The sequence below is a fragment of the Arthrobacter sp. 01L42 genome (genome assembly GCF_056400005.1).
The window spans coordinates 162790-189092 of the sequence record NZ_JBFTSL010000016.1 but is presented as its reverse complement, the minus strand read 5'-3'; the positions used below and the strand labels follow the sequence as shown (position 1 = coordinate 189092).

The following is a 26303-nucleotide window of genomic DNA, read 5'->3' as shown; positions in this document are numbered from 1 at the left end:
GTCGCCACCAAATGCCGGATCTTGATATCGGGGTGCATTTTGCTCATGACCCGAGCAAAACCGGTCCGAGTGTCCACGATGTCCTGAGACACACTGTCCACGATGTCTTGAGACAGAAACGTCCATTAAGTCATGAGACTCCACAGCTGCCCTGAAGCCCTCAGGGCAACCCGATCTGAAAGCGCAAGATGTGTTTTTAGGGGGGGCGGATTATTCGAGGCCGGAGCGCGTGGCGTCGTCCAACGGCGTCCACCACGTCTGGGGCGGCACCACCTTGAACCGCCGGCCCGTGACGGTGTCCGGCGCAATCCGGACGAAATGTTCCTTCTTTCCGGCCTGCCACGGGAACAGCAACAGGCCCACCGTGTCCATGACTTCCTGGGGGTTCTGCACTGGCGCGGCCTGGCCCTTGATGACGACGCTCCAGGCGACGCCGGTGTCCGCGTTGATGCCGTCGGCCTCCAGCGCCACCGGCGTGCCGCCGGTGGCCGCCTGCAGCTTGGTGCCCTCCGCGGTGCGGAACACCAGCGTGCCGTGGTCCACTTTGTAGTTAATGGGGAAAATGTCGGGATGGTCGTCCACCCAGACCGCCAGCCTGCCGACGGAGACGCTGCGCAACAGCCGCCAGCATTCGTGGTGGTCGAGGTCTTCGACGGCGTGGGTCTGGTCCTTTGGCTCGTGACGGCCCGGGCTCGATTCAGTGCTCATGCCGGCGAGCGTACGCGGCCGGGCTGACGGCGGCTAGGGCAAATGGACCCAGCCGCCGGGTTAATCTCCGAATTCTGAGGCTTTCCTGAGTGGTTCGCGGTATTCTGGCAAAAGGCCGTCAGCGTCTACATTGGCCGGAGCGAATGGGGGCAATGACATGCATTCAGCGGGTGAGGGCTCAGGCCATACCGTGTCCGAACCAAATCCCGTCGTTGAGGAACTGCTGATGGGGTTCGGCGCCCGGACGGAAGAGCTGCTCCAATCCAAGGAACGCATCACCGGCCTGCTGGAAGCCGTCGTCGCCCTGGCCGAGGACCTGAGCCTGGATGCCGTCCTGGAACGCGTCGTCGAATCGGCCTGCCGGTTGTTGCACGCCAGGTTCGGCGCCCTTGGCGTCATCGGTGATGACCACGCGCTCAGCCACTTCATCACTGTCGGCATCGATGGCCAACTGGCGCGTCAGATCGGTCCGCTGCCGACCGGCCACGGCGTCCTCGGCCTCCTGATCACAGACCCGCGGCCGCTCCGGCTGCATGAATTGAATAAGCACCCCGAGGCCTACGGGTTCCCCGCGCACCACCCTCCCATGCAGTCCTTCCTGGGGGTACCGGTCCGCGTCCGGGACGTGGTGTTCGGCAACCTCTACCTCACGGAAAAAGAAGGCGGGGAGGACTTTTCCGCCGAAGACGAGGCCCTGGCCGTCGCCTTGGCCGCAGCGGCCGGCGTCGCCATCGAAAATGCCCGGCTCTACGACGACGCCCGCCGCCGGGCCCGCTGGCTGGAGGCCTGCATGGACGTCTCCGGGCTGATGCTGAGCACGGACCGCGACTACACCTCGGGCGGCCTGGACCCGATAGCCGGCCGCGCGCTCCAGGAGTCCGCGTCCTCACTCGCCCTCCTGGTGGCCCCCGCCGCCAACGCCATGGCCCACGTGGTGATCGGCGTTGCCGGTGAGCGCGGCACGGCGTTTTCGGGACGGTCACTGCATTTGGAGTCAAAGCTCCTGGAAGGTGTCCTCGAAGGCGGCGAGCCAGTGCTGTTCGACGACGCATCCGAAGTGTTGGGGGAGGTCGACGGTGCAGTCACCGGCCCGCTGCTGGCAGTGGCCCTGAGTACCCAGGGCGCCCACCATGGCCTCCTGCTGCTGGCACGGGACAAGGAGTCGGTGCGCTACGCCCGGACCGACATCGAAATGGGGGCCGTCTTCGGCTCCCACGTGGCCCTCGCCTTGGAACTTGCCCGGGTGCACCGGCTGCGCGAGGAGCTTCTGGTCTTCACCGACCGCGACAGGATCGCCCGGGACCTGCATGACCTCGTCATCCAGCGGCTGTTCGCCGCCGGGCTGAGCGTACAGAGCCTGACCCGTTTCACCAAGGAGGATCTGGCGCTGGAGCGCATCCGCAACATCACCGGCGAACTCGACGAGGCGATCCGCAGCCTGCGCGACACCATTTACTCGCTCAAGAGCAACACAGGCGAGATCGAACTGCTGAGCGGCCGGATCCGTCGGGTCACTCGCAGTTCGTCCAAGTCCATGCCGTTCCCGCCGCGCCTGACCATCACGGGACCCGTGGATGCCGTGACACCGGGCAAGGCCGACAACGTCGTGGCCGTGGTTTCCGAGGGGCTCAGCAACGCCATCCGGCACTCCGGGGCGGATACAATCTCGGTCTCGGTTGCGGTCGTTAAGGGCAGGGTGACGGTGGTGATCAGCGACAACGGCGCCGGATTCACTCAACCCGAAAAACGCAACGGGCTAAGCAACCTCGAGGACCGGGCGCGCATGCTCGACGGCGAATGCACCATCACGAGCGTGCCCGACTCCGGTACCAGCCTGGAATGGTCGGTGCCCCTGTAACCGGCACGCCCGAAGGTCCGGTTTCCGCGGAGCCTATCCGACGCTGCGGGGCCGGATTACTTCGCCGGTCCTCCCGCCGGCGGCCGCCGGAAATGCCGGGCTGGCGATGAAGACGGCTGCCTGCGTGCGGCGTTCGAATCCGAGCTTGGCCAGCAGGGACGACACATAGTTCTTGACGGTCTTTTCCGCCAGGAACATTTCGGCGGCAATCTGCCGGTTGGTCAGTCCGCCGCCCACCAGCTCCAGGACCTTGCGTTCCTGGGGCGTGAGGGAGGAGGTGCGCGGGTCGACCTCTTCGGCCTCCACCAGGCTGTCCACGACGCCGGCGGCCACGCCTTCCTCGAAGAGGGACTCGCCCGCTGCTGCCCGCCGCAGGGCGCCGATCAGGTCCGTGCCGCCGATCTCCTTCAGCACGTATCCGCGTGCCCCGGCCAGGACGGCGCCGCGCAGGGCCTGTTCGTCGTCGAAGCTCGTCAGGATGATGCAGTTCAGGGACGGGTCCACCGACCTCACGTCCCGGCAGACCTCGATGCCGGTTCCGTCCGGCAGACGGGCGTCCAGCACACAGACATCAGGATGCAGCGCGGGAATCCGCCGGGTCGCCTCCACCGCGGATCCGGAACTGCCGACGACGGCAAACCCCTCGCCTTCGAGAAGTTCCTGCAGCCCGCGCCTGACAAGTTCGTGATCATCAAGGATAAAGACGCGGATCACCGCCTGCCCGCCATCAGGTGCAGTGAGACCTGCGTCTGCCCAGGCAATCATGATTCTCCCGTCCGGCCGCTCGCGCGACCGCTCGATACTGTTAATGACACCATGCCCTTTGTCACGAGATGCTGTCCTTCGTCTGCTGACCCCAGCCTCTGCCATTCTTGTGCACCGGGGCGGCGCGGACAAGGGTCATAGTGCCCAACAGGCCGCCTCCGGCCAGTCGCCCGGAACGTTTTCGGGTGGCCCGCCAGCCGGGCTGCGTGCATGCCCTTTGGCCCTAGGCGTCATGCCGGCCGAAGGAAATCATGGGAGCGTCGCCATCTGGCGCGGGAAGCTCGGCCGGTACGAGGGCAAAGGATTGCGATGAACGAAGTCAGGGACGTCCGGAAGATCGTGGTAGGCGTTGACGGCTCGGACGCTTCGGTGTCCGCGTTGCGGCATGCGCAGGCCCTCGCGGTGCCCCTGGCCGCCAAGGTCGTCGCAGTGGCATGCTGGGACTACCCGCCGGTGTACGACGGCTATGTCGCCGTCGGCATCGAGGACTTCGACGTCCGGGCCGGGGAAATCCTGGCCGATGCGGTGGCGAAGGCCTTCGGCCCGGACACCCCGGACAACGTCGAGGCCCGCCTCATCCAGGGGCACCCCCGCCGCATGCTGATCGAGGAGAGCAAAGCCGCGGACATGCTTGTTCTGGGCCGCCGCGGCCACGGCGGATTCGGTGGACTGTTACTGGGATCTGTGAGTTCCGCCTGTGTGGCACATGCGCATTGCCCGGTGCTGGTGGTCCACTCGCCAGAACACGGCTGACGCCGCAATCCTGCCGGGAGGGTGCCCGGGGGATCCTATTCGAAGGTGGCCCGGCGCGGATCCGCGAGCCGGGTGGTCCACACGTCGGGCCGGTTAACCTTGAAGCGTCGTCCGGTCAGGGCTTTGGGAGCCACCCGCACGTAGTAGGCCTTCTCGCCGGGCTGCCAGGGCTCCAGGAGCAGGGAGTCAATTTCGTCCTTCTCCTCCTGGCTCTCGATGACCTCGGCTTCCCCGCGCGCCATTACGCTCCAGGCCGTCTCGTCGCGGGCGTCGTAGCCGTCGATCTCGAATGCAACCGGCTTGCCTGTGATCGCGCCCCACAGCTTCGTGCCGCCGGCGGTGCGGAAGGCAATCGCCCGCCGTTCGAGGACGAAATTCACCGGGAAGATCTCCGGATGGTTGTCTACGATCAGCGCTACGCGCCCCACAACTTCGGTGTCGAGCAGCGCCCAGCACTGGTCCATGGTCAGCGAGAATTCCGGCGAGGGCGTGGTTGAGTCCATGTCGAGCCACACTACGGGCCGGCCCGGACCCCGATTAGGGCCATAGGTCCCGCAGCGGACACGTAAGTGACGGACGCCGCGGCCCGCCGGCGCCGGTCACCAGGGACTGGGCTTGTAGTCCTTGAGGAACACGCCGTACTGGTCCTCGCCGGATTCGCCCATCACGATGGGGTCGTACACGCGGGCGGCGCCGTCAACGAGGTCCAGGGGTGCGTGGAAGCCCTCTTCCATGAGGCGGACTTTGGTGTAGTGCGGCCGTTCGTCCGTGATCCAGCCGGTGTCCACGGCCGTCATGAGGATGCCGTCGGCGTCGAGCATTTCCTGGGCGCTGGTTCGCGTCATCATGTTCAGCGCCGCCTTGGCCATGTTCGTGTGCGGGTGCCCGGGGCCCTTGTAGGCGCGGGAGAACTGGCCTTCCATGGCGCTGACATTGACGATGTACTTCCGCCGCGCGGTGGAGCGCTTCATGGCCCCCCGCAGCCGGCTGACCAGCAGGAACGGAGCCGTCACGTTGCACAACTGCACTTCGAGCATCTCCAGCGGGTCCACTTCGTCCAGCACCTGGGTCCAGCTGTTGATGGTGGCGAGGTCCGGGACCAGTCCGCCCGCGTCGATCGCGGTGCCGGAGGCAATCCGCTCCAGCGACGCCGACCCGGTGGACAGGGCCAGGGACGTGATCGCGTCCCCGGCCAGGACGGGATGGTCGAGCACGCTGCTGGCGAGGGCAAGCGGGTGCTTGTCGTGGGCGTGGCCGAACGTGACAAGCTCCGGACCCCCGTTGGCGGCCTGGAGGGCGACGGGCAGCGGCTCGTCCTCGGCGTCGACGAGCGGCTTGTAGGCGTTGCCGGAGCGCCGCACCGTCTGGGCCGCGTTGTTGATGATGATGTCCAGCGGTCCTGCGGCATCCAGGGAATCCGTCAGGGCCATCACCTGGGACGGGTCACGGAGGTCGATGCCCACGATCCGGAGCCGGTGCAGCCAGTCGGCGCTGTCCTCCATCGCAGCGAAGCGGCGGGCGGCGTCCTTCGGGAACCGGGTGGTGATGGTGGTGTGCGCACCGTCCCGGAGGAGCCGGAGCGCGATGTACATGCCGATCTTCGCCCGGCCGCCGGTCAGGAGGGCCCTGCGGCCGGTGAGATCGGTGCGGGCGTCGCGCTTGCTGTGGCTGAACAGGGCGCACTCGGGGCACAGCTGGTGGTAGAAGGCATCCACCTGGGTGTAGTGCTGCTTGCAGATGTAGCAGGGCCGGGACCTGATCAGGTGGCCGGCGATTTCCCCGGTGGCGGACGTGGCGAGCTTGTTGCCGCGCGTCTCGTCGTCGATCCTGTCGGGGGCGGCCGTCGCCGTCTGAGCGATCACGGCGCGGTCCGCCTCGGCGATCTCATCGCGCTTGCTGACCCGCCGGTGGCGCTTGACGGCCTTGAACATCTTCCCTGTGGCGCGGCGCACTGAGACGTAGTCCGGGTGCTCCTCGTCATAGGCGTGGATCGTGTTCAGGACTTTCAGGCAGGCCTGGATTTCCTCCGGGGTCAGTCCGGCGAGATCAGACCCGGCAAGACCAGATGCGGCAGAGGGAAAGTCGGAGGACAGATCGGGGGAGCTCATTGCCCTAATTTTACAGGGTGCGGGGAGCCCGGCCGGACGTGCCTGCCGGGCCCCCGCCTGCCTATGCCGTGGGTGAGTGCTTGACCGGTGCGTCTGTGCCCACAGCGGCGGCCTGCACGTCGGCAACCTTGTCCACGGACTCCCGCAGCTCGGGCCAGTTCTCGGTGGCGGTGCGGACGGCGTCGGGCACCAGGCGCAGGTTGGCCGCGGAGAGCGCCCTTTCCGCGTCGCTGGGGTCCGGGACGTGCTGGCCCTTGGACAGGACCGTGATTCCGGAGTCGGTGACCTTGAACCCGCGGGCTCGGTCCAGTTCGGGGTCGAGCCCGATCGTGGCCCCGGCCGGAATCTTGACGTTCTTGTCGATGATGGCGCGTTTGATCACGGCGCCTTCGCCGACATTGACCTTGTCCATCAAGACCGAGTCCAGGACCCGGCTCGAGGTGCCCACGTAGACGTCGTTGGAGAGCACGGAGCCCTCCACGATGCCGCCGGAGACGACGACGCCGCTGGCCACGATGGAATCCAGTGCCGTGCCCACGGTGTTGGACTTGCCGCGGACAAACTTGGCCGGCGGGGAGATGGTCTGGCGGGTGTAGATCGGCCACTCGGAGTTGTAGAGGTTGAACACCGGGACGGGGGAGATCAGGTCCATGTGGGCGTCGTAGAACGAATCGATGGTGCCGACGTCGCGCCAGTAGGTGCGGTCCCGTTCGGTGGACCCGGGAATGTCGTTGAGGGTGAAGTCGTAGACACCGGCCTCGCCCTGGTTCACGAAGTAGGGAATGATGTCCCCGCCCATGTCGTGCTTGGTATCGAGGCGCTCGGCGTCCACGTGGAGGGCTTCGATCAGGGCATCGGCGTCGAACACGTAGTTGCCCATGGAGGCCAGGAACTGGCTGGGGTCGGCCGCGAGGCCGGGAGTCGACGACGGCTTCTCCACGAACGCGGCAATTTTGTCCGGGTTGTCGGCATCGGTTTCGATCACGCCGAACTGGTCCGCCATGTGCAGCGGCTGGCGGACCGCGGCGACCGTGGCCTTGGCCCCGCTCGCGACGTGCTGCGCCACCATCTGGGAGAAGTCCATCCGGTAGACGTGGTCTGCGCCGACCACGACCACGATGTCGGGGTTGGCGTCGTGAATGAGGTTCAGCGACTGATAAATGGCGTTGGCGCTGCCGAGGAACCAGCTCTTGCCGACGCGCTGCTGGGCCGGGACCGAGGCCACATAGTTGCCGAGTTGGGTGGACATCCGCCACGTTTCGGAAATGTGCCGGTCAAGGCTGTGGGACTTGTATTGCGTCAACACCACAATTTGCAGATAGCGGGAATTCACAAGATTTGAAAGGGCAAAGTCAATGAGCCGGTAGCTTCCGGCAAACGGGACACCAGGCTTGGCCCGGTCCGCCGTCAACGGCATGAGCCGGTTTCCCTCGCCACCTGCGAGGACAATTGCCAAAACTCTCTTTTGATGCGGCATGGTGATAGCTCCTGAACGCCTTCGTTACTCCCCAATACAGTCCGGCATGCCCGAACGTCTTCACACTAGATCAGTTCCACCGTAACGACTACCTTGGTGCATGTGCGAATAGATATTGTGACCAAAGAATTCCCGCCGGAAATTTACGGCGGCGCCGGGGTCCACGTGGCCGAGCTCAGCCGAGTGCTGGCCCAACGCGTGGACCTTCAGGTGCGTGCCTTCGGCGCGCCCCGCGAGCCCGGGTATCACGGAGCGACCGTCACGTCGTATCCCGTGCCCGAAGACCTGGGCTCTGCAAACGCCGCCATCCAGACCCTCGGGGTGGACCTGAGGATCGTTCCGGACATCGCCGGCGCGGACCTGGTCCACTCCCACACCTGGTATGCCAACATGGCCGGACACATCGCGTCGCTGCTCCACGGCATCCCGCATGTCCTCAGCGCGCACAGCCTGGAGCCGCTGCGCCCGTGGAAGGCCGAGCAGCTCGGTGGCGGCTACGCGGTGTCCTCCTGGGTGGAAAAGACCGCCTACGAGGCCGCGGCCGCCATCATCGCGGTCTCGGAAGGGATGCGCCAGGACATCCTGCGCAGCTATCCGGACGTTGACCCGGCCAAGGTCAAGGTGGTCCACAACGGCATCGATGTCAGCCAGTGGAACCGGGACGAGGCTGATGACATCATCCGTCCGCTCGGAATCGATCCGGAGCGCCCCAGCGTTGTTTTTGTGGGCCGGAACACCCGGCAGAAGGGCGTGCCGTACCTGTTGCGGGCCGCCGCCAAGCTCCCGGCCGACGTCCAGCTGGTGTTGTGCCTCGGTGCCGCGGATACCCCGGAACTGGCGGCCGAGACGGCACGCCTGATCGAGGAGCTGCAGAGCCAGCGCAGCGGCGTGATCCTGATCGAGCGGATGCTGCCCCGCAACGAGGTCATCCAGGTGCTCAGCCACGCGACCGCGTTCGCGTGCCCGTCCATCTACGAACCGCTGGGCATCGTCAACCTTGAGGCGATGGCGTGCGGTGCCGCCGTGGTGGCCAGCGCCACCGGCGGTATCCCGGAGGTCGTCGAGCACGGCAAGACCGGACTGCTTGTTCCGATCGAGCAGGTCACGGACGGCACCGGAATCCCTCTGGACCCGGAGAAGTTCGTCACCGACTTTGCCGAGGCCCTCATCGAAGTGGTGTCCGATCCTGCCCGGGCGCGCGCCATGGGCGAAGCCGGCCGGCGCCGGGCCGAGGAGCACTTCTCCTGGGAATCCATCACGGAGACCACGCTCGAGGTCTACCGCTCGGTGCTCCAGCAGGGCTCCTGACCCCGCGACGGAACAGCACCACAGCGTCACTGCAGCACGGAGTCACTGCACTACAGAGTCACTGCACTGCGACGACGGCGCCGCCCCGGCTGAGGGGGCGGCGCCGCCGTCGCATTTCGGCTGGGTCAGCCGCGGGCTTTGGTGCCCTGGGCCTTGGTGCCGTGAGCTTTTGTGCCGTGAACGGCGCGGGCAAGCAGGATCTTTTCGTCCAGTGGCGCCTGGCCGCTGGCCCGCTGCTTGCGGAAGTAGTCCCGGGCCTCGTCCTGGCGGACCTTCTCCGCGCCGGTGGAGATCTCAGCGCGGAGGTGCTCCGGGCCGTACCCGAACGCGTCCACCAGGTCCAAGGCGTGCGGACGGATCTTCACGAGCAGGCGGTTGATGTATTCGCCCACAGTGCGTCCGCGCTGCATCGACAGCCTGCCGTTCATGAGGTACCAGGACAGGTTCTTCTCGATCAGGGACAGGCCGAAGAGATCGCGCAGCCACGTCAGGACTTTGTGCGTGCCCGGGTCTGTCACCTTGCCCAGGGCCTCGGTAAAGGCTTCCCACTGCAGCAGCTCCGCATGGGCCTGGGCGGCTTCGATGAGTTCGTGCTGGTGGGCGTTGAACAAGGCGGCGCCCTGCTGCTGCGGGAGCTTGTTCGCGCCCTTGAGGGCCGTGGCCACCTCCGCGACCATGGTCTGGACGCGGTCCGTGAGCAGGGTCCGCTGGCTTGCTTCGTCCTTGATCGCCAGCGCCGCTTTCTGCACTGATCCGGTGTCGGCCACGAACTGGGCGACGCCGCGCAGTCCGGTGCGGTGGATTGCCGCACCGGTGGCCTGGCCTACGACGTAGCGGGCCAGCACGCCGACGTTGACGGTGCGGAATTCCTTGGCGTAGTCCGCCAGCAGGCGCTTGGCGACCAGCTGCAGCAGGACGGTGTTGTCGCCTTCGAACGTGGCGTAGACGTCGAGGTCGGCGCGGAGCGAGGCGAACCGGTTCTCGATCAGGAATCCGGCACCACCGCAGGCCTCGCGGCATTCCTGCAGCGTATCCAGGGCGTGCCAGGTGCTCAGCGGCTTCAGGGCCGCGGCCAGGGTTTCGAGGTCCTGGCGGTCCTGGTCGGTGTCGTGGCGGCCGGAGAAGACATCGTCGAATTTCTGCAGCAGTTGCTCGCTGGCGAAGCTGGCGGCGTACGTGGTGGCCAGCCGGGTGAAGAGCCGGCGCTGGTGCCGCTGGTAGTCCAGCAGCACTTCCTCGTCGGTCTGGGAGGAGGCATTGAACTGCCGGCGTTCGGTGGCGTACTGGATGGCGGTTTTCAGGGCCAGCTTCGACGCCGTCACGGCGGCGCCGTCGAGGGAGACCCGGCCCTGGACCAGCGTGCCGAGCATGGTGAAGAAGCGGCGGCCCGGGCTGGCGATGGGGGACGTGTAGTTGCCCTCGGGGTCGACGTCGCCGTAGCGGTTCAGGAGGTTGGTGCGGGGGATCCGGACGTTCGTGAAGTGAAGCCGGCCGTTGTCGATGCCGTTCAGGCCGCCCTTGACCCCATCGTCCTCGCCCCCGATGCCCGGCAGGAAGTCCTTGGTCCCGGGGTCCCGGAGGTCCATGTAGAACGCGTGCACGCCGTGGTTGACGCCCTTTGTCACCAGTTGGGCGAACACGACGGCGGCCAGGCCGTCGGTGGCGGCGTTGCCGATGTAGTCCTTCCACGCTGCCCGGAACGGTGTGTGGACCACGAACTCCCCGGCGGCGGGGTCGTAGGTGGCGGTGGTGGCAATGCTGGCCACGTCGGAGCCGTGCCCGGTCTCGGTCATGGCGAAGCAACCCGGGATCTCCAGGCTCATGATGCCGGGCAGCCATTTCTCGTGGTGTTCCGCGGTGCCGAGGTGGTTCACTGCGGAGCCGAACAGGCCCCACTGCACGCCGGCCTTGATCTGCAGCGACGGGTCGGCGATGACCAGTTCCTGGAAGCCGGCCACGTTGCCGCCGTGGTCATCGGAGCCGCCCACGGACTCCGGGAAGGCGCGGTGGACGGCCCCGTTGTCCACCAGGATCCTGAGCTGCCCGAAGACGCGCCGGCGGTGTTCTGTGTGGGTCTGGCCCTCGATCTTGTGCAGTTCCGGGCGGCCGGCGAGGCCCCTGGACTTCAGCCGGATGTCGGCCCACTTGCCGAGCAGCTGTTCGCCAAGGGCCGCGACGTCGACGGCGGGCGCCTCAGGGGTACCGGGCTGGCCGGAACGGCCGGCTGCCGTGGTTGCCGCCGGCTGCTGTGGTTGCGGCCGGCGGCTGGGTGCGTTGCCGGTGGTGCGGTCGGCTAGTTCAGTCATGTCGTTTCCTTCTGTGGTTTTGACAATCTTTAGTGCTGACAGTTCAGGTGGCGGGCGGGGGCCGGCGTGCCGCTGCTACGGCGCGCCCTGGCCTGCCGGGTCTGTTCGTTCCGTTTGTGCTGCTTCTTCGGGAGGAGGCGCCTGCAGCTCGGGGGCGATGCCGAAGCAGAGCCAATCGGTGATCTGCCGCGCCATGGCCTCCTGGCCGGGCTTGGCCGGCCCGGGCGGGCTGGCGAGCCACTGTTCGCCGGCATTCCGGACCAGGCCGATCGCGGCGTTGGGCCAGTAGCCGATCACAGCTTCCTTGTCCTGGCCGCCGCCCAGATGGCTGCGCATCGGCCGGGCAATCATGTCGCTGATGGCGGCGAAGAAGTGGCTCAAGGCTCCCGCAGTGGACATGGACGGGCCGGCCGTTTCGGCCTCGCCGGAAGCATGGCGCGTCACGAACGTGTAGACATTCGGGCTGGTCTCGGCCATTTGCAGGTACGCGGACACCATGGCGAACAGGCCTTCGCGGGGCGTCTGGGCGCTCTGGGCCGCCTCCTGGATGCGCCGCTGCATCTGGCTCAGGACCACCTCGCCCACGGCCTGCTGGAGTCCGGCTTTGTCGCCGAAATAGCGGTAGAACACGGACTTCGACGTTCCCGCGGCTGCGGCAATGTCCTCCATGGATGCGTCGCTGCCGAGGGCATGCACCGCTTTCCGGGCGGACTTGATCAGCTCCCGCCGCCGTTCCTCGCGGTGGGACTGCCAGCGGGAAGCGCGGCCGTCGACGGCGGCCTGCCCGGCGGGCACGGCGGGCACGGCGGCTTTGGGGATGTTCACGATACCCAGCGTATCAGGTACGCTGGGTATCGGTAATCGCTTTGATCGAAGGAGACAGCCCATGTCCGTCAACGGACAGTCAGTGCCCCGCCCCCAGCCAGCCGCCGCACCCGCCGCCGGGAAGACACAGCACGCCGGCGCGGGCCCGGCGCAACTCCGCAAGGCCGTGGTCGTGGGCGGCAACCGCATCCCGTTCGCCCGGACCGGAGGCGCGTACACGAAGTCCTCCAACCAGGACATGCTCACGGCCGCCCTTGATGGCCTGATCGCCCGCTTCGGCCTGCAGGACGAGCGGATCGGGGAAGTGGCTGCGGGGGCGGTCCTCAAGCACTCCCGGGATTTCAACCTCACCCGGGAAGCGGTGCTCGGCTCGGCACTCTCCGCCGAGACCCCGGCGTATGACCTCCAGCAGGCCTGCGCCACCGGCCTGGAAACGGTGCTTGGCCTGGCGAACAAGATCAAGCTGGGCCAGATCGATTCCGCGATCGCCGGCGGCGTCGACTCGGCCTCTGACGCCCCCATCGCCGTCAGCGAGGGACTCCGCGAGGTGCTCCTTGACCTCAACCGCGCCAAGACGATGTCCCGGAAACTGCAGGTCCTCAGCCGGCTCCGTCCCAAGGATCTGGCTCCCGATGCCCCGAACACGGGGGAGCCGCGCACCGGCCTGTCGATGGGCGAACACCAGGCGCTGACCACGGCGCAGTGGAAGATCACCCGCGAGGCCCAGGACGAGCTGGCCTTCAACAGCCACCGGAACCTGGCCGCGGCTTACGACGCCGGCTTCTTCGATGACCTCCTGACCCCCTACCGGGGACTGAGCCGCGACTCCAACCTGCGCGCCGACACGAGCCCGGAGAAACTGGCCACCCTCAAGCCCGTTTTCGGCAAGAACCTGGGCGCCGAGGCGACCATGACGGCCGGGAATTCCACCCCGCTGACAGATGGCGCCTCCACCGTTCTGCTGGCGTCCGAGGAATGGGCCGACGCCCACGACCTCCCCAAGCTCGCCGCGGTGATCGACGGCGAGGCTGCCGCCGTCGACTTTGTCCACGGCAAAGACGGGCTGCTCATGGCCCCGGCCTTCGCGGTGCCCCGGCTCCTCGCCCGCCACAATCTCAGCGTCGCGGACATCGACTTCTTTGAGATCCACGAGGCTTTCGCCGGCACGGTGCTGAGCACCCTCGCCGCGTGGGAGGACGACGAATTCGGCCGCACCCGCCTGGGCCTGGACGGCGCCTTCGGCAGCATCGACCGGGCCAAGTTGAACGTCAACGGCTCCTCGCTGGCCGCCGGACACCCGTTTGCGGCCACGGGCGGCAGGATCGTGGCCTCGCTGGCGAAAATGCTGCACGAAAAGGGCGACGTCAACGGGCGTCCGGCCCGCGGCCTCGTGTCCATTTGCGCCGCCGGCGGCCAGGGCGTCGTCGCAATCCTCGAAGCACTCTAGGGAGAACCGGATGAGCGACAAGTACACCCGGCTCGTCAGCCACGGACTCGGCAAAGACCTCGCCAAGCGGCTCGGCCTCCCGCAGCCAGTGGTCCTCCGGCGGCACGAGCCCGGCCGCCCCCTCATCGACGGACCGGTCCTGGTCCAGGGATCAACCGGTGGCGCCGACGAGCTCGCCGCCACCCTGCTGGACTGGAACCTCGATGTCCGTCGCCACGCGATACCCAAGGAGAAGCTCGGCGCCATCATCCTGGTGCTGGACGAGCTGGCCCACCCCGGCGATCTTGAGAAACCGGTCCTCACCGCCGCCGCGTCGCTGCGTGACCTCGCCCCGAACGCCCGCGTCATCACCGTGTCCCGCACGGCGGGCTCGGCCACGGAACCGGCAACGGCGGCTGCCAGGCAGGGCGTGGACGGTCTGCTGCGGTCTTTGGCGAAGGAACTCCGTGCCGGCGCCACCGGCAACGGCATCCTGCTCGCCGACGGCGCCCGGACCACGAGCCCGGCAACACTGGGGGCGGTGAGGTTCTTCCTCTCGGGCCGCTCGGCGTTCGTGGACGGGCAGTTCCTGACCGTCAGCTCCGGCGCCGGCCAGCTGCCCGACGACGTCGAGAAGCCGCTGGCCGGCAAGGTGGCCGTGGTGACCGGCGCCGCGCGCGGCATCGGGGCCGCGATTGCCCGCACCCTGTACCGCGACGGCGCCACGCTCATCCTCGTCGACATTCCGGCTGCGGGAGAGCATCTGGCGGCAGTGGCCAACGAGGTCCATGGGACGGCCCTGCAGCTGGACATCAGCCGCGACGACGCCGGCCAGCGGATCATCGGCCACGCCGCGGCACGGCACGGCCGGCTGGACATCATGATCCACAACGCAGGGATCACCCGGGACAAGCTCCTGGCCAACATGGACGCCGGCCGCTGGAACTCCGTGCTCGCCGTCAACATCGCCGCGCAGCTGCGGATCAATGAGGCCCTCCTGGCCTCGGAGCACTTCCAGGACTCGCCCCGGATCGTGTCCGTGGCCTCCACCAGCGGGATCGCCGGAAACCGCGGCCAGACCAACTATGCCGCGTCCAAGGCCGGCGTGATCGGCATGGTCCGCGCCACGGCGCCTCTCATCGGCGAGCGCGGCGGGTCCATCAACGCCGTGGCTCCGGGGTTCATTGAAACCGAGATGACGGCCAGGATCCCGTTCGCCACCCGCGAGGTGGCGCGGCGGCTCAACTCCCTGCAGCAGGGCGGCCGGCCGGGGGATGTTGCCGAGGCCATCGCGTTCCTGGCCAGCGACGCCGCGGGCGGGATTTCCGGGGAGGTGCTGCGCGTCTGCGGGCAGAACCTGGTCGGCGCATGAACGGTTTCCAGACCGTCATCCTGGGCGAGATGCCCGCCCTGTCCAAGCTCTACGTCAACGCGGCCGCCGCCGCGGCACGGCGCCGGGTCCTGGGCACCCACGGCGGCACCGAACTGCCCGCCTACATCCACGAGGTCCGTGGCGTGCGGGCCGACGTCGCCAATCTGACGGCGTATCAGCACCTGATCGGCGAGACCGCGAGCGATATCCTGCCTGCGGGCTTCATCCATGCCCTGGCCTTTCCGCTGGCCATGAGCGTGATGAACCGGGACGATTTCCCGCTGCCCCTGCTGGGCATGATCCACCTGACGAACAGGGTGGTGCAGTCCGGGCCTGTCCTGTTCACCCAGGCCCTGGACATCCGGACCCGCGTGGAGAATCTGCGGGGGCACCGCGCCGGTACGCAGCTCGATGTCGTCGCGGAGGTGCGCGCCGCCGGGCAGGAAGAGGTCCTCTGGCGCGGGGTTTCGACCTACCTGGCCAAGGGGGTGTTCCTCCCGGGGATCGACAAGGCCTCGGTGGCCGTGCCGCCGTCGCCGTTCTCCGTGCCGGATCCCACGGCCCTGTGGCAGCTGGGCGTCGATACCGGGCGTGCCTACGCGGCTGTCTCGGGAGACTTCAACCCCATCCACCTGAGCGTCCTGACCGCCAAGGCCCTCGGGCAGCGGCGGTCCCTTGCCCACGGCATGTACCTAGCGTCGCGGGCACTGGCCGACGTCGGTGCCGTCAAAGGCGACGCGTTCAGCTGGGAGGTGGCCTTCGAGGCGCCCGTGTTCCTGCCCGCCCGGGTGGCGCTGGACATCAGCACCGTCCAGACCGAGGGCGGCGGCTGGCGGCGTTCGGACTACGTGGCGTGGAACCCGCTGTCCGGTCGCCGGCACTTCAGCGGATCGGTCGCCGCGCTGGACTAACCGGTACTGCCATAGCCGGGCAGGACAGACAGTCCGACGGCGGCATCCGCTGTGGGGTTACCCCGGCGGGAGCCGCCGTCGTTGTGCCTGCCGGTTGCCTAGGTTGCGGACGGGGTTTCGGACGGGTCCGCCGGTTGCTCTTCCGGCCGGCCGGGCTTCGCCACCCGCAGCATGCGGTGCATGCTCAAGAGAATGGATTCCACCGCGCTGGGGGCGTCGTGGGTGTGCGGCACCGAGCCAAGCCTGGCGGTGAGCTCGTTGATCGCCGCGTCGGCGGTGCGGGCCAGCTCGGCCTGGCGATCCGGGTTGTCCTCCTCCGTGGCTCGCAGCACGTCGCCGACGGCGGACATGGCGTCACCGAGGGGTGCCGCGTATTCGTCCGGAATCACGAACGGGGTGTCCTCGGCCCAGATGACGTCGGAGAGCACCTGGGTGACGTCCTGGACGTGGAATGTGAGCCGCTCCAGGTCCCGCAGGTTGCGGTAGTCGAGGGTGATGTCGCGCGGATGCAGCCGGCGGCGGGGATTGGCCCGGCGGCTGGCGTCAGCTTTCTCGACGGCGAGCCGCACTGAGCGGGCGTGCGCCGCGAGCGCTTCCGAGCGGCGGGACCAGTCAACATGCTCCGGCGGCCAGCTCTCCTTGAGCGCCTTGCCCATGTCCCAGAGCTGCTGGGCGAGCGCCTGGCGCAATTCCACGATGCTCAGGGCCGCGGCCCGGAAATGCAGCGGCGGGAAGACCAACAGATTCACGACGATGCCCACCGTGACGCCGACCGCCATCTGGAAAAGGTACCCGAACGAGAACGAGTCCGGGTTGTGGCCGCCCACCAGCAGTACCAGCAGGGCCGCCGTCGGGATCCAGTCCCGGCCCGAACCGATCTTGGGCAGGCCGGCGAGGATAACGCCCAGTCCCATGACCACCGCGACCGTCCACGGCGACGGCGAGCCGAGGCTGAAAAGCATGAACGCCAGTCCCACCCCGATCGCCAGACCGACCAGCGCCTGCAGGCCCTGGCGCATGGAACCGGCAACGTTCTCGTACATGGCCACCAGGGCGCCGAGCGGGGCGTAGTAGGGGTAGTCAGCGGCGGAGCCCGGCATGAAGGGCGCGATCGCGAAAGCAATGCCCGCTGCCAGCGCCGCCTTCAGAGCCAGCTGGAGCCGCGGCCACACGAGCGCCGCCGCGACGCCGCTGGCCGCGCCATGGGCCCGTATGCGCAGCCAGGAGGGCGGCTTGTCTGTTGTCTTTTCTGGAGTGACCATCCCGGCTCACCCTAGGGCCGCGTGGTTGCTGCTACAAATGGACGAACCTGCTGCGGCGCCGCAGGAGCCTGCAGGGGGCCGGTCAGGACGCGGCGCGGGCGGCCCGCCGCACTGCCGCGGACAACCGCTGGGCCCGGCCGCTGGTCCGGCCTTCTTCGCTGCGGCGCGGCACGTACCCGAATCCGAGCCCGTAACCGGGATCCGCGAAGCCGAGGGCCGCGTTGGCGCCCTCGTGTCCGAAGGCCAGGTGGCTGCCGAAGTTCCGCCCCGGCTGGGGTTTCATGAACACGACGGCAAAGGCGTTGTCCTGCCCGGAGCACCGGTCCAGTCCCCACACCTGCTCAGCGGCCATGAGTTCGATGGTGGCCGGGCTCAGGAACGCGGGACCGCCGTCCACCCCGGTCGTGGCGGCGGCGTAGAGTCTGGCCAGTCCGTCGGCCGAGCCCACGCCGCCGGCGCTGCTCATTCCCGCGGCACGGACGACGCGGTGGTTGGGCAGTTCCATGATGGTGCTGACCGGCGCGTTGCTGTTCAGGCCGTCGAGGCTGAGCGGGTCCAGCCACGGCTGGGCCGGGTCAGGGTCGTAGAGCACCTCGCGGTACCGCGGTTCCTGGTCCTCGGGCAGGCCCAGGAAGAAGTCGATGCCCCGCGGGCGGCGGATACGCTCGTCGTAGAGCCGCTGGAGCGGCACTCCGGCGGTGCGGCGGCAGAGTTCCTCCATGAGGATCCCGATGGTCAGGGCGTGATAGCCGAAAGCCGTGCCCGGCCGCCACAGCGGCGCTGAGGCCGCGAGACAGCGGGCCGCCTCGGGTTCGGTGAAGTCGGCCAGGGCGAACCCGCCGGCGACGCCGGGCAGCCCGGCCTGGTGGGACAGCGCCTGCCGGACGGTGAGCAGGTCCTTGCCGTGGACGCCGAACTCCGGCCAATAGGACGCGACGGTCCGGTCCAGATCGAGAAGGTTGTCCTGGACGAGCACGGCGATGACCATTGCGGCGGCGCCCTTGGAACACGAGTACGTGCCCGTGATGTCGCCGGCAGCGAACCCCGGGCCGCCGCGGAGGTCCACCACTTTCGTTCCCAAACGGTAGACGGCCAATTGCGCGCTGTAGTCCTGGTCCTCGGAAAGGAAGGAGTCGAAGAGCTCACGCACCTCGGCGAACTCCCGGGTGGCAAAGCCGGCCGAGAGGGACTGCGCTGCGTGTTCCATGGACCCCATATTCATGACCAACACCCTAACGGCCGTCCCGGGCGCCGGCGGCTTCAGGCTGCGCCGTGTCCCGGGGCAACCTCTTCGCCGGCCCGGACCGGTCCCGGGGGTGTGCCGTCGCCGAACGGCCGGCCGCCGAGTTCTTCGCGGCCGTGCCCGGTGAGCCAGCTGCCCAGTTCCGGCCCGCGCGGGACGATTCCGGTGGGGTTGATGTCCTCATGCACGATGTAGTAGTGCTGCTTGATCTGCACAAAGTCGGTGGTGTCGCCGAAGCCGGGGGTCTGGAAGAGGTCCCGTGCATAGGCCCACAGCACCGGCATTTCACTGAGCTTTTGCCGGTTGCACTTGAAGTGCCCGTGGTAGACGGCGTCGAAGCGGGCCAGTGTGGTGAAGAGCCGGACGTCGGCCTCCGTGATCGTGTCGCCGACCAGGTACCGCTGGCCCGCCAGGCGTTCCTCGAGCCAGTCCAGGGCCGTCCAGAGCCGATCGTAGGCGGCGTTGTAGGCCTCCTGGGAACCGGCAAAGCCGCAGCGGTAGACGCCGTTGTTCACCTCGGTGAAGACACGCTTGTTGACGGCGTCTATTTCTTCCCTCAGGTGCTCCGGGTACAGCTCCGGCGCGCCGGCGCGGTGGTACTGGGTCCACTCCGTGGAAAAGTCGAGCGTGATCTGGGGGAAATTGTTGGTGACTACCTGCCCGCTGGGGACGTCCACGATCGCCGGGACGGTGATCCCGCGGGGGTAGTCGGGGAAGCGGCGGAAGTAGGCGTCCTGGATGCGTTCGATTCCGAGGACGGGATCCCTGCCGTCCGGGTCGAGGTCGAAGGTCCAGGACCGGGCGTCGTGGGTGGGGCCGGGTTGGCCGAGCGAGATGACCGCCTCCAGGCCGAGGAGCCGGCGCACGATCACCGTGCGGTTGGCCCACGGGCAGGCGCGCGCTGCGATGAGGCGGTAGCGGCCAGGTTCCACGGGCCAGCCGGGTTCGCCGTGGGCGCCCGTGGCACCGTCCCGGGTGATCCGGTCCTCAATGTAGTTGGTATCCCGGGTGAATTCCTCGCCGCCGGTCACATACGCGCCCTTGGTGCTGAATCCCGGATCGTCGGTGTGGGTACTCAGGCTCATGGTCCCAGCCTAAGGCCGGGAAGGGAACGGCCCGAACGCGGCCGTGAACACGGGCGCCATCGGCTGCCAGGCAAACCACCATGCCCCGGCCACAACCACGGCGAAGAGGGCAATCCACACCGCGGCGGGGATGGAGGTGGCCCGGGCCAGCAGATAGGCGTCCGACGTCGGGAGCCTGTCCCGGTGCCGCAAATGGACGTTGGCCAGTTTGCCGAGGTCCCTGACGGCAGCGACCAGTAGCGCCAGGCCCAGCACGATCATCACGTGGCCGTTGAATACCGGCGGCACGAACAGCACCAGGAGCGCCGAGGCCAGTACGGCGGCGGCGGTGATGAGGAGACCCACGCCGTTGCGGAGGAACAGGAAGGATGCCAGGAGGATGAGCGTGCCCACCGACATCGCGGCCGGCCCCCAGCCGTTGAAACCGCACCAGACCATCGCCGCCCCGACGACGGCCGGCACGGGGTAGCCCCAGAACGTCGACCAGGCGGCGGAGAGGCGGCTCCTGCTGTACGTCGTGGTGGTGCCGGAGTGGTCCAGGCCCAGCCGGATGCCGCCGAGCCGCTGGCCGGTGGTAAGGGCGGCAAACGCGTGGCCGAGTTCGTGGGTCACGGTGGCGAGCAGGCCAAAGTAGCGCCAGGACAGGCGGGGCAGGGAGACGGCCACTGCCAGCAGGACCACCGCAACGAGCTCAATACTGCTCACATGCGGGCTGGGGGCGTGGGTGAATCCGGCAACGATCCGCTCCCACCATGTCAGGGCCAGGTTCGGTTCCCCCAGCAGGCCGGGCGGGGTCATGCCCTGCCCGAGGCATGCGCGATGCAGTACGCGGTCCAGGGCCTGGCCTCCAGCCGGTCCTCGGGGATCGGGGTGGCGCATACAGCGCAGATTCCGTAGGTGCCCTCGTCCATCCGCGCGAGAGCGGCATCGATCTGCAGCAGGGAAGCCCTGCTCTGTTCCAGGAGCGCGGAGGCCTGGGATAGTTCGAAGGCGATCGTTGTGCCCTCGGGGTCGTGTTCGTCGTCGACGTTGGAGTCGAGGCGGGCGGCATTGACCGAGGTGATGTCCCGGCGGAGGGCGGGCAGGAGGGCAAGCTTCCGGTCACGTTCCTCGCGCAGGAGGATCCGGAACCGTTCGACGTCAACCATAGGCTTCAAGGCTAGCGCGGCCGCTGCGGGGGCGCCTAAACGGGCCGAAGGAGCCGTCCGCGCCGGGAGCCGGCCAAGGACTCAACGAACTGGTAGATGATTCCCACATCCACGGAAAGAGCGCGGGCGGTGGGGGCAGCGTCTAGAGTGGGCGCATGGTGGACCAGACGCACCCCGAGACCCCCGCAAACCCCGAGGACCGTCCAAACCCCGATCATCCTGCAGACGCCGGCAACGCCGCGGCCCCCGGGAGTCCCGGGCAGACCGGGGACGCTGATACGGCCGACGCGCTCCTGCGCGAACTCGCCGCAGCCTATGGCGTCGACACCAGCTACTGGGGCTGGGACGGAGTGCAGCGTTCCGTGGCCGCCGGGACCCTGCAGGACGTGCTGGCGGCCCTCGGAGTCCCCGCCAACGGGCCCCAGGATCAGCAACGCTCCCTGGCCGAGTCCCGGCTGGCACCCTGGCGGCGCATCCTGCCCCCGGTCCTTGTAGTGAGGGAGGGACAGGAGTCCCGCGTCGAGGTCCACGTCCCGCACGGAAGCGAGGTCCGCGTCTGGATCGACGCCGAGGACGGAAGCAGCTATGAGGCCGCCCAGCGGGAGAACTGGGACCAGCCGGTCGACGTCGACGGCGTTCTCACGGGACGTGCCACGTTCGCCATACCCGGCGGTCTCGGTCTCGGCTGGCACACCTTGAGAGCCGACGCCGCGGGCACGGCGGCGCAGTGTCCGCTGGTTGTTACGCCAGACCGGCTCCGTGCCTCGGCCCTGCTCAAGGAACGCCGCACCTGGGGACTGACGGCCCAGCTGTACTCCGTGCGGTCCTCCCGGTCCTGGGGGATTGGCGACTTCGCCGATCTCGGGGACCTCGCCGAGGTTGCCGGGGAGCAGGGGGCCGGCTTTGTGCTGGTCAATCCGCTGCATGCCGCCGAACCAGTGCCGCCGGTCGAGGACTCGCCGTACCTGCCCACCACGCGGCGCTTTTTCAACCCGCTCTACCTGCGGGTGGAGGAAATCCCGGAATACGGTTACCTGGACGCAGCCGGCCGGGCCGAGGTGGCACGCCTGGCCGAAGGCCTGCAGGCGGCCAACCGTTCCCGGGACCTCCTGGACCGCAACGCCAGCTACGCGGCAAAGCTCGCGGCCCTGGAACGCGTGTTTGCGGTCCGCCGCGGGCCGGCCCGCACCCGGCAGTTCGCCGACTTCTGCGCAGAGCAGGGGCAGGGGCTCGAGGACTTTGCGCTGTGGTCTGCGCTCGCCGAAGAGCTGCCGCCGTCGGCGCCGGAATGGGCCGGAGCGGCGGCATCCCCGGCGTCGCCCTACTGTGTCGAGCAGCGGCCGAGGCTGGCAGCCCGGATCGAATTCCACTGCTGGCTGCAGTGGCTCTGCGACCAGCAGCTCGAGGCGGCCCAGCGTTCGGCACGCCAGGCGGGGATGGGGATCGGCGTCGTCCATGACCTCGCCGTCGGGGTAAAACCCGGCGGTGCCGACGCCTGGACCCTCTCCGGCGTTCTTTCCCGGGGCGTCAGCGTTGGTGCGCCTCCGGACATGTTCAACCAGCTGGGCCAGAACTGGTCGCAGCCGCCATGGCATCCGGGCCGGCTCGCCGAATCCGGCTATGCCGCCTACCGGGACATGCTCCGTACCGTGCTGCGGCACGCCGGCGGCATCCGGGTGGACCACATCCTCGGCCTGTTCCGGTTGTGGTGGATCCCCGAGGGCGGGGGGCCGGAGAGCGGCACGTATGTGCACTACGACCACGAGGCGCTCATCGGTATCCTTGCCCTCGAGGCGCAACGGGCCGGGGCGATCGTGATTGGCGAAGACCTCGGGGTGTTCGAGCCGTGGGTCCGCGGCTACCTGGCCGAGCGGGGGATATTCGGCACGTCGATCCTCTGGTTCGAACACGACGCCGATGGCCCGATTCCGCCGGAACACTACCGCGAGCAGTGCCTGACCAGCGTCAACACCCACGATCTGCCCCCGACGGCGGGCTACCTCGCCGGTGAACACGTCACCTTGCGCGAATCGCTCGGGCTGTTGCGGCGGCCCGTGGCGGAAGAACGCGCCGAGGCCGCGGCCGAGCAGGAGGCCGTGCTGGCCCGGGTCCGGGCACGCGGCCTGCTGGCGGAAAACGGCACGGACGTCCGGACCACGGTGGAGGCGCTGTACGCCTACACGGCGCTGGCCCCGTCAGCGCTGCTGGGGGTGGCGCTGGTCGACGCCGTGGGGGAGACCCGGACCCAGAACCAGCCGGGCACCAGCACCGAATACCCGAACTGGCGCATTCCGCTGGCCGCTCCCGAGGGTGTGGTGCTGATAGACGACCTGCCGGACAACGAGCGGTTCCTGTTCCTGCTGGGCACCGTCCGCGGCGCGCTGCATCCCGGAGGGTGACCGGACACGGGGGAGCCGGGCCGTGGACCGGGCGCGGGCAGCTTCTTGACCTGAGCCTGGCCTGAGGCCGGGAATGCAGACAGCATTGGCCGCACCAATACCGGCCGCTAGCATGGACCGATGACGCGGATCGGCCGACTCTCCCTGGCCGGCGGATGGGCGCTGGCGATGCTGCTGGCGGGGTGCACGTCGGTGCAGCCCCTCCAGGCCGGCCCGCCTTCGCAGTCCCCATCTGCCGAGTCCCCACCGGCCGGGTCCCTGCCTGCCGGGCCGGCGGGGACCGAATCGCCGCCCACGTCCCCCGGCCAGGACACGCCCGCCGCGACCCCACCACCATCCCCGTATTTCGCGCAGCCGGCCCCGCACCCCGCTCCGGGCGGGCAGGCCAGCGGCGGAATCGCGCACATTGTGGTCATCGTCCAGGAGAACAAGGCGGCCTCGCAGATCATGGGCGCCAGCGAAGCGGGCTACTTCAACAAGCTTGCGGCGGAATTCTCCGTGGCCGCCAACTACCGGGCCATCACCCACCCGAGCCTGCCCAACTATCTCGCCCTCACGAGCGGAACCAGCGCGGGCATCACCAGCGACTGCAAGCCGGACTCGTGCACCGCCGATGTGCGCTCGATCGCCGATGAGATCACCCAATCCGGACGGACCTGGAAAATGTACGCCGAGGGCATGCCCGCGCCCTGCGCCGCGCATGACTCCCGCCGGTATGCGGTGAAGCATAATCCGTTCATGTATTACCCTGCCGTGACGGACGACGTGGCCTCCTGCTCGGACCATGTTGTTCCGTATGACCGGCTGGGGCAGGACCTGCGGTCGCCGTCGACCCTGCCGGACTACTCTTTCATCAGCCCGGACATGTGCAACGACACCCACGACTGCTCCATCGGCACCGGAGACGACTGGCTCGCCCGCGAAGTGCCGAGGATCCTGGGATCCCCGGCCTTCACGACGCAGAACTCCCTGCTGGTGATCACGTGGGATGAAGGCAGCAAAGACGACAACCGGGTGGCTACGGTTTTTGCCGGCCCGGCAGCGCGGAAGCACTTCACATCCAATGCCGCCTACTCGCACTATTCCTTGCTGCACACCATCGAGGACGTGTGGGGGCTGAGCCCCCTGACCGATGATGTCCGCAATGCGCCGCTCATGGGTGAATTGCTGAACCACTAGCGGTCAGCCTATTCCCGGCCAATACACAGGAACCACTGCCCATAATGGACCCGAAGCTCCGGTCAACCGCTATTTGACCGGAGCTTCGCCACATCCGCCTGCACCGCCGGCGGTGTCCGCCCGGGTGAAGCTAGGGCGTGGCCTCGACGAGGAAGACCAGGGTCTCGGGCAGTACGCCGTCGTAGGCCATCGCCTCGCCCATTACGTCATTCTGCATCGCGGCCATGAGGGCATCCACGTCAGGGACATCCATCATCACTGCGACTTGCGTCGGGTTCTCGGGGTTGACGAACGTACGAATATTGGTGATCCCCAGTGGGCCGAACACCTCTTCGCGCTTCGGCGAGGCAAGCCAATGATCCTTGTCCTTGACATCGTGGTGGCCGATTATGGTTGGCATGGCGGTCCTCTCGCAGGGGGCCAGCGGTCCGCCGGCCCACTGCTCCGAAAGTTACTCGCCGCCGCATGCCCGGGCAAGTCATTTTTCCAGCCTCATACCGCGCGTCTGTGTGCCTTACGGAGGGCCGCGGCCCTGAACTGGGCGGCCGCCCGTCCCCAGCGCCCGGTTTCCGTGACAATCTCCTCCGATAGGGGCCTTTGGGCACACGCCCGGCGCGTGCGGGAGTTCCTAAAATGAAGCATGGCCGCCGACGCGATCGAGGTGGAACGCAAGTACAGCCCTTCGGAATCCGACGCCCTCCCGCCACTGGCATCAATCCCAGGGGTAGATCGCGCCGGGCAGCCCGTCAACGAAATGCTGGACGCCGTCTACTTTGATACCAAAGCACTGGCATTGGCCAGGCAACGGATCACGCTGTGCCGGCGGTCAGGCGGTCCGGATGCAGGATGGCATCTCAAACTGCCGGTCGCCGTGGGGGAGCGCCGGGCGATTCGGGAGCCGCTTGGCGGCGATCAGGATGCCGTGCCGGAAAATTTGCGGCAGCTGGTGCTCGTCCACACCCGCTGCCACGCGCTGATGCCGGTTGCACACATCCGGACCAGCCGGAGGGTCACGCCGTTGTACGCCGCCGACGGCGCAATCCTTGCCAACTTCAGTGACGACCGTGTCGAGGCCCAATCCCTGCTAACCCGCGCGGGACCGTCGCGGTGGCGGGAATGGGAACTGGAGCTCGCCGGCGGCCCCCGTCGGCTGCTGCAGGACGCCGACGCTCTCTGCGCCGCAGAGGGAGTCACCATCGCCACCCACCCGTCCAAGCTCGCCCGGGCGCTCGGACCGGACTATCCGGAGAATCCGGGCACGGTTCCGAAACCGAGCCCGAGCGGGCCGGCCTCGGACGTCATGCTCTCCTACGTATCCCAACAGATACGCGCCGTGAAGCTGCATGATCCTCGCGTCCGGGTCAATGCGCCCGATGCCGTGCATCAATTCCGGGTGGCCGCCCGCCGGCTGCGGTCGGCACTGGCAACCTTTCGAACGCTCACAGATACGACGTCGGCCAGGTTCCTTAGGGGCGAGCTCCAGTGGCTCGCCGGCAACGTGGGCCAGGCCCGGGACGCCGAGGTCATCCGTGCCCGGCTGACGCAAATGATCAGTGCCGAACCTCCGGAGCTGTTGATCGGGCCAGTCGCGCAGCAGATCCAGGAGCACCTCGGCACTGTCCAGCAACAGGGCCTTGCCGCCGGACTGGCGGCGCTGGACAGCACCCGCTACTTCCGCCTCCTCGATGCCCTCGATGCCTTCCTTGCGGTACCTCCGCTGAGCGCCGGGGCAGGCAATGATGCGCCGGGGACGGTTGGCCGGCTCGTCTCCGCGGAACGAAAACGCCTCAAGGCGGCGGTCCGGTCCCTTGACGGCGGCACAGGCGGGACACCGCAGGATGCCGCATTGCATGAAGTTCGGAAGGCTGCCAAGCGGCTGCGCTATGCCGCAGAGGCGGCTACCCCCATTTTCGGCACTCAAGCAACGAACGTTGCCCGGGCCGCGGAGGGCATCCAGGAGATCCTCGGAGACTTCCAGGACAGCGTCGTCACCCGGGAATCCCTACTGGTGCTGGCGGGGCAGGCCGCGGATGCCGCCGGCAGCGGATTTACCTTCGGGCGCCTGCACGCCCTCGAGCAGCAGCGCGGCAACGAAGCCCGCTTGCGGTTCTACGATGCGTGGCAACAGTCCAGGCCGAAACCCCTGCGCTGGGCCTAGCCGCCGCGTCCG

At 68.1% G+C, this 26303-nt stretch carries 22 protein-coding genes; 9 read left to right on the top strand and 13 right to left on the bottom strand.

Annotated elements, in window-relative coordinates; all coding sequences use genetic code 11:
- Window positions 1-210 precede the first annotated feature (210 nt).
- Window positions 211-708: a pyridoxamine 5'-phosphate oxidase family protein gene (locus tag AC1DN2_RS15185; protein ID WP_476850950.1), complete on the bottom strand. Its 498-nt coding sequence runs from the start codon at window positions 706-708 to the stop codon at window positions 211-213.
- A 157-nt stretch (window positions 709-865) separates the two neighbouring features.
- Here AC1DN2_RS15185 and AC1DN2_RS15180 point away from each other — a divergent pair, with 157 nt between their 5' ends.
- Window positions 866-2566 (top strand): GAF domain-containing sensor histidine kinase, encoded by a 1701-nt coding sequence (locus tag AC1DN2_RS15180; protein ID WP_476850949.1) that lies wholly within the window; start codon window positions 866-868, stop codon window positions 2564-2566.
- A 33-nt stretch (window positions 2567-2599) separates the two neighbouring features.
- On the opposite strand, the gene AC1DN2_RS15175 is transcribed toward AC1DN2_RS15180, so the two are convergent.
- A complete protein-coding gene (locus AC1DN2_RS15175; RefSeq protein WP_026538734.1) occupies window positions 2600-3331 on the bottom strand; it encodes a response regulator in 732 nt (243 codons plus the stop codon).
- Between the two features lie 309 nt (window positions 3332-3640).
- On the opposite strand from AC1DN2_RS15175, the gene AC1DN2_RS15170 reads away from it, so the two are divergent.
- Window positions 3641-4084 (top strand): universal stress protein, encoded by a 444-nt coding sequence (locus tag AC1DN2_RS15170; protein WP_476850948.1) that lies wholly within the window; start codon window positions 3641-3643, stop codon window positions 4082-4084.
- 35 nt (window positions 4085-4119) lie between these two features.
- Here AC1DN2_RS15170 and AC1DN2_RS15165 read toward each other — a convergent pair whose 3' ends face one another.
- From AC1DN2_RS15165 to glgC, 3 genes are all read right to left on the bottom strand, one after another.
- Complete coding sequence (locus AC1DN2_RS15165) at window positions 4120-4587, bottom strand: pyridoxamine 5'-phosphate oxidase family protein (RefSeq protein WP_476850947.1); 468 nt, start codon at window positions 4585-4587, stop codon at window positions 4120-4122.
- A gap of 96 nt (window positions 4588-4683) precedes the next feature.
- Window positions 4684-6192 (bottom strand): SDR family NAD(P)-dependent oxidoreductase, encoded by a 1509-nt coding sequence (locus tag AC1DN2_RS15160; RefSeq protein ID WP_476850946.1) that lies wholly within the window; start codon window positions 6190-6192, stop codon window positions 4684-4686.
- Between the two features lie 61 nt (window positions 6193-6253).
- Window positions 6254-7669 carry a glucose-1-phosphate adenylyltransferase gene (gene glgC / locus AC1DN2_RS15155; protein WP_476850945.1) on the bottom strand — a complete coding sequence of 472 codons (1416 nt, stop codon included), beginning with the start codon at window positions 7667-7669 and terminating at the stop codon, window positions 6254-6256.
- Between the two features lie 102 nt (window positions 7670-7771).
- Here glgC and glgA point away from each other — a divergent pair, with 102 nt between their 5' ends.
- Window positions 7772-8977, top strand: coding sequence for a glycogen synthase (glgA, locus tag AC1DN2_RS15150; RefSeq protein WP_476850944.1), 1206 nt, complete (start codon window positions 7772-7774; stop codon window positions 8975-8977).
- A gap of 125 nt (window positions 8978-9102) precedes the next feature.
- On the opposite strand, the gene AC1DN2_RS15145 is transcribed toward glgA, so the two are convergent.
- Both AC1DN2_RS15145 and AC1DN2_RS15140 read right to left on the bottom strand, forming a co-directional pair.
- Entirely contained in the window at window positions 9103-11283 is a 2181-nt protein-coding gene (locus AC1DN2_RS15145) for an acyl-CoA dehydrogenase family protein (RefSeq protein ID WP_476850943.1), read from the bottom strand.
- Between the two features lie 75 nt (window positions 11284-11358).
- Window positions 11359-12108 (bottom strand): TetR family transcriptional regulator, encoded by a 750-nt coding sequence (locus AC1DN2_RS15140; RefSeq protein WP_476850942.1) that lies wholly within the window; start codon window positions 12106-12108, stop codon window positions 11359-11361.
- A 61-nt stretch (window positions 12109-12169) separates the two neighbouring features.
- Between AC1DN2_RS15140 and AC1DN2_RS15135 the strand changes: the two genes are divergently transcribed.
- The 3 genes from AC1DN2_RS15135 to AC1DN2_RS15125 are packed head-to-tail and all read left to right on the top strand — an operon-like array spanning window position 12170 to window position 15817.
- The gene (locus AC1DN2_RS15135; RefSeq protein ID WP_476850941.1) at window positions 12170-13555 is read left to right on the top strand and encodes an acetyl-CoA C-acetyltransferase; all 1386 of its coding nucleotides are present in this window, start codon (window positions 12170-12172) and stop codon (window positions 13553-13555) included.
- 10 nt (window positions 13556-13565) lie between these two features.
- Entirely contained in the window at window positions 13566-14906 is a 1341-nt protein-coding gene (locus tag AC1DN2_RS15130; RefSeq protein WP_476850940.1) for a 3-oxoacyl-ACP reductase, read from the top strand.
- Window positions 14903-15817, top strand: a complete 915-nt coding sequence (locus AC1DN2_RS15125; protein WP_476850939.1) for a MaoC family dehydratase — start codon at window positions 14903-14905, stop codon at window positions 15815-15817. The genes AC1DN2_RS15130 and AC1DN2_RS15125 overlap by 4 nt, the downstream gene beginning before the upstream one ends.
- Before the next feature lie 98 nt (window positions 15818-15915).
- Here AC1DN2_RS15125 and AC1DN2_RS15120 read toward each other — a convergent pair whose 3' ends face one another.
- The 5 genes from AC1DN2_RS15120 to AC1DN2_RS15100 form a co-directional block, all read right to left on the bottom strand.
- Window positions 15916-17079, bottom strand: coding sequence for an FUSC family protein (locus tag AC1DN2_RS15120; RefSeq protein ID WP_476850938.1), 1164 nt, complete (start codon window positions 17077-17079; stop codon window positions 15916-15918).
- Between the two features lie 82 nt (window positions 17080-17161).
- Window positions 17162-18286: a serine hydrolase domain-containing protein gene (locus tag AC1DN2_RS15115; protein ID WP_476850937.1), complete on the bottom strand. Its 1125-nt coding sequence runs from the start codon at window positions 18284-18286 to the stop codon at window positions 17162-17164.
- Window positions 18287-18339: 53 nt separating this feature from the next.
- Entirely contained in the window at window positions 18340-19407 is a 1068-nt protein-coding gene (locus tag AC1DN2_RS15110; RefSeq protein WP_476850936.1) for a glutathione S-transferase family protein, read from the bottom strand.
- 9 nt (window positions 19408-19416) lie between these two features.
- Complete coding sequence (locus tag AC1DN2_RS15105; protein ID WP_476850935.1) at window positions 19417-20205, bottom strand: M50 family metallopeptidase; 789 nt, start codon at window positions 20203-20205, stop codon at window positions 19417-19419.
- A complete protein-coding gene (locus AC1DN2_RS15100; RefSeq protein ID WP_476850934.1) occupies window positions 20202-20555 on the bottom strand; it encodes a TraR/DksA family transcriptional regulator in 354 nt (117 codons plus the stop codon). The genes AC1DN2_RS15105 and AC1DN2_RS15100 overlap by 4 nt, the downstream gene beginning before the upstream one ends.
- 155 nt (window positions 20556-20710) lie before the next feature.
- On the opposite strand from AC1DN2_RS15100, the gene malQ reads away from it, so the two are divergent.
- Both malQ and AC1DN2_RS15090 read left to right on the top strand, forming a co-directional pair.
- Window positions 20711-22954, top strand: a complete 2244-nt coding sequence (gene malQ / locus AC1DN2_RS15095) for a 4-alpha-glucanotransferase (RefSeq protein WP_476850933.1) — start codon at window positions 20711-20713, stop codon at window positions 22952-22954.
- A gap of 120 nt (window positions 22955-23074) precedes the next feature.
- Window positions 23075-24133, top strand: coding sequence for an alkaline phosphatase family protein (locus tag AC1DN2_RS15090; RefSeq protein ID WP_476850932.1), 1059 nt, complete (start codon window positions 23075-23077; stop codon window positions 24131-24133).
- A 130-nt stretch (window positions 24134-24263) separates the two neighbouring features.
- Here the strand turns inward: AC1DN2_RS15090 and AC1DN2_RS15085 are convergent, their stop codons facing one another.
- Window positions 24264-24533: a hypothetical protein gene (locus tag AC1DN2_RS15085; RefSeq protein WP_476850931.1), complete on the bottom strand. Its 270-nt coding sequence runs from the start codon at window positions 24531-24533 to the stop codon at window positions 24264-24266.
- Window positions 24534-24773: 240 nt separating this feature from the next.
- On the opposite strand from AC1DN2_RS15085, the gene AC1DN2_RS15080 reads away from it, so the two are divergent.
- Window positions 24774-26291 (top strand): CYTH and CHAD domain-containing protein, encoded by a 1518-nt coding sequence (locus AC1DN2_RS15080; RefSeq protein ID WP_476850930.1) that lies wholly within the window; start codon window positions 24774-24776, stop codon window positions 26289-26291.
- The last annotated feature ends 12 nt before the right edge of the window (window positions 26292-26303 follow it).

What these genes read in the sequence shown, in the direction of transcription:
- AC1DN2_RS15185 (WP_476850950.1), bottom strand. Translation starts at nt 708, where the DNA reads ATGAGCACTGAATCGAGCCCGGGCCGTCACGAGCCAAAGGACCAGACC.
- AC1DN2_RS15180 (WP_476850949.1), top strand. Translation starts at nt 866, where the DNA reads ATGCATTCAGCGGGTGAGGGCTCAGGCCATACCGTGTCCGAACCAAAT.
- AC1DN2_RS15175 (WP_026538734.1), bottom strand. Translation starts at nt 3,331, where the DNA reads ATGATTGCCTGGGCAGACGCAGGTCTCACTGCACCTGATGGCGGGCAG.
- AC1DN2_RS15170 (WP_476850948.1), top strand. Translation starts at nt 3,641, where the DNA reads ATGAACGAAGTCAGGGACGTCCGGAAGATCGTGGTAGGCGTTGACGGC.
- AC1DN2_RS15165 (WP_476850947.1), bottom strand. Translation starts at nt 4,587, where the DNA reads ATGGACTCAACCACGCCCTCGCCGGAATTCTCGCTGACCATGGACCAG.
- AC1DN2_RS15160 (WP_476850946.1), bottom strand. Translation starts at nt 6,192, where the DNA reads ATGAGCTCCCCCGATCTGTCCTCCGACTTTCCCTCTGCCGCATCTGGT.
- glgC (WP_476850945.1), bottom strand. Translation starts at nt 7,669, where the DNA reads ATGCCGCATCAAAAGAGAGTTTTGGCAATTGTCCTCGCAGGTGGCGAG.
- AC1DN2_RS15145 (WP_476850943.1), bottom strand. Translation starts at nt 11,283, where the DNA reads ATGACTGAACTAGCCGACCGCACCACCGGCAACGCACCCAGCCGCCGG.
- AC1DN2_RS15135 (WP_476850941.1), top strand. Translation starts at nt 12,170, where the DNA reads ATGTCCGTCAACGGACAGTCAGTGCCCCGCCCCCAGCCAGCCGCCGCA.
- AC1DN2_RS15130 (WP_476850940.1), top strand. Translation starts at nt 13,566, where the DNA reads ATGAGCGACAAGTACACCCGGCTCGTCAGCCACGGACTCGGCAAAGAC.
- AC1DN2_RS15125 (WP_476850939.1), top strand. Translation starts at nt 14,903, where the DNA reads ATGAACGGTTTCCAGACCGTCATCCTGGGCGAGATGCCCGCCCTGTCC.
- AC1DN2_RS15120 (WP_476850938.1), bottom strand. Translation starts at nt 17,079, where the DNA reads ATGGTCACTCCAGAAAAGACAACAGACAAGCCGCCCTCCTGGCTGCGC.
- AC1DN2_RS15115 (WP_476850937.1), bottom strand. Translation starts at nt 18,286, where the DNA reads ATGGAACACGCAGCGCAGTCCCTCTCGGCCGGCTTTGCCACCCGGGAG.
- AC1DN2_RS15110 (WP_476850936.1), bottom strand. Translation starts at nt 19,407, where the DNA reads ATGAGCCTGAGTACCCACACCGACGATCCGGGATTCAGCACCAAGGGC.
- AC1DN2_RS15105 (WP_476850935.1), bottom strand. Translation starts at nt 20,205, where the DNA reads ATGACCCCGCCCGGCCTGCTGGGGGAACCGAACCTGGCCCTGACATGG.
- AC1DN2_RS15100 (WP_476850934.1), bottom strand. Translation starts at nt 20,555, where the DNA reads ATGGTTGACGTCGAACGGTTCCGGATCCTCCTGCGCGAGGAACGTGAC.
- malQ (WP_476850933.1), top strand. Translation starts at nt 20,711, where the DNA reads ATGGTGGACCAGACGCACCCCGAGACCCCCGCAAACCCCGAGGACCGT.
- AC1DN2_RS15090 (WP_476850932.1), top strand. Translation starts at nt 23,075, where the DNA reads ATGACGCGGATCGGCCGACTCTCCCTGGCCGGCGGATGGGCGCTGGCG.
- AC1DN2_RS15085 (WP_476850931.1), bottom strand. Translation starts at nt 24,533, where the DNA reads ATGCCAACCATAATCGGCCACCACGATGTCAAGGACAAGGATCATTGG.
- AC1DN2_RS15080 (WP_476850930.1), top strand. Translation starts at nt 24,774, where the DNA reads ATGGCCGCCGACGCGATCGAGGTGGAACGCAAGTACAGCCCTTCGGAA.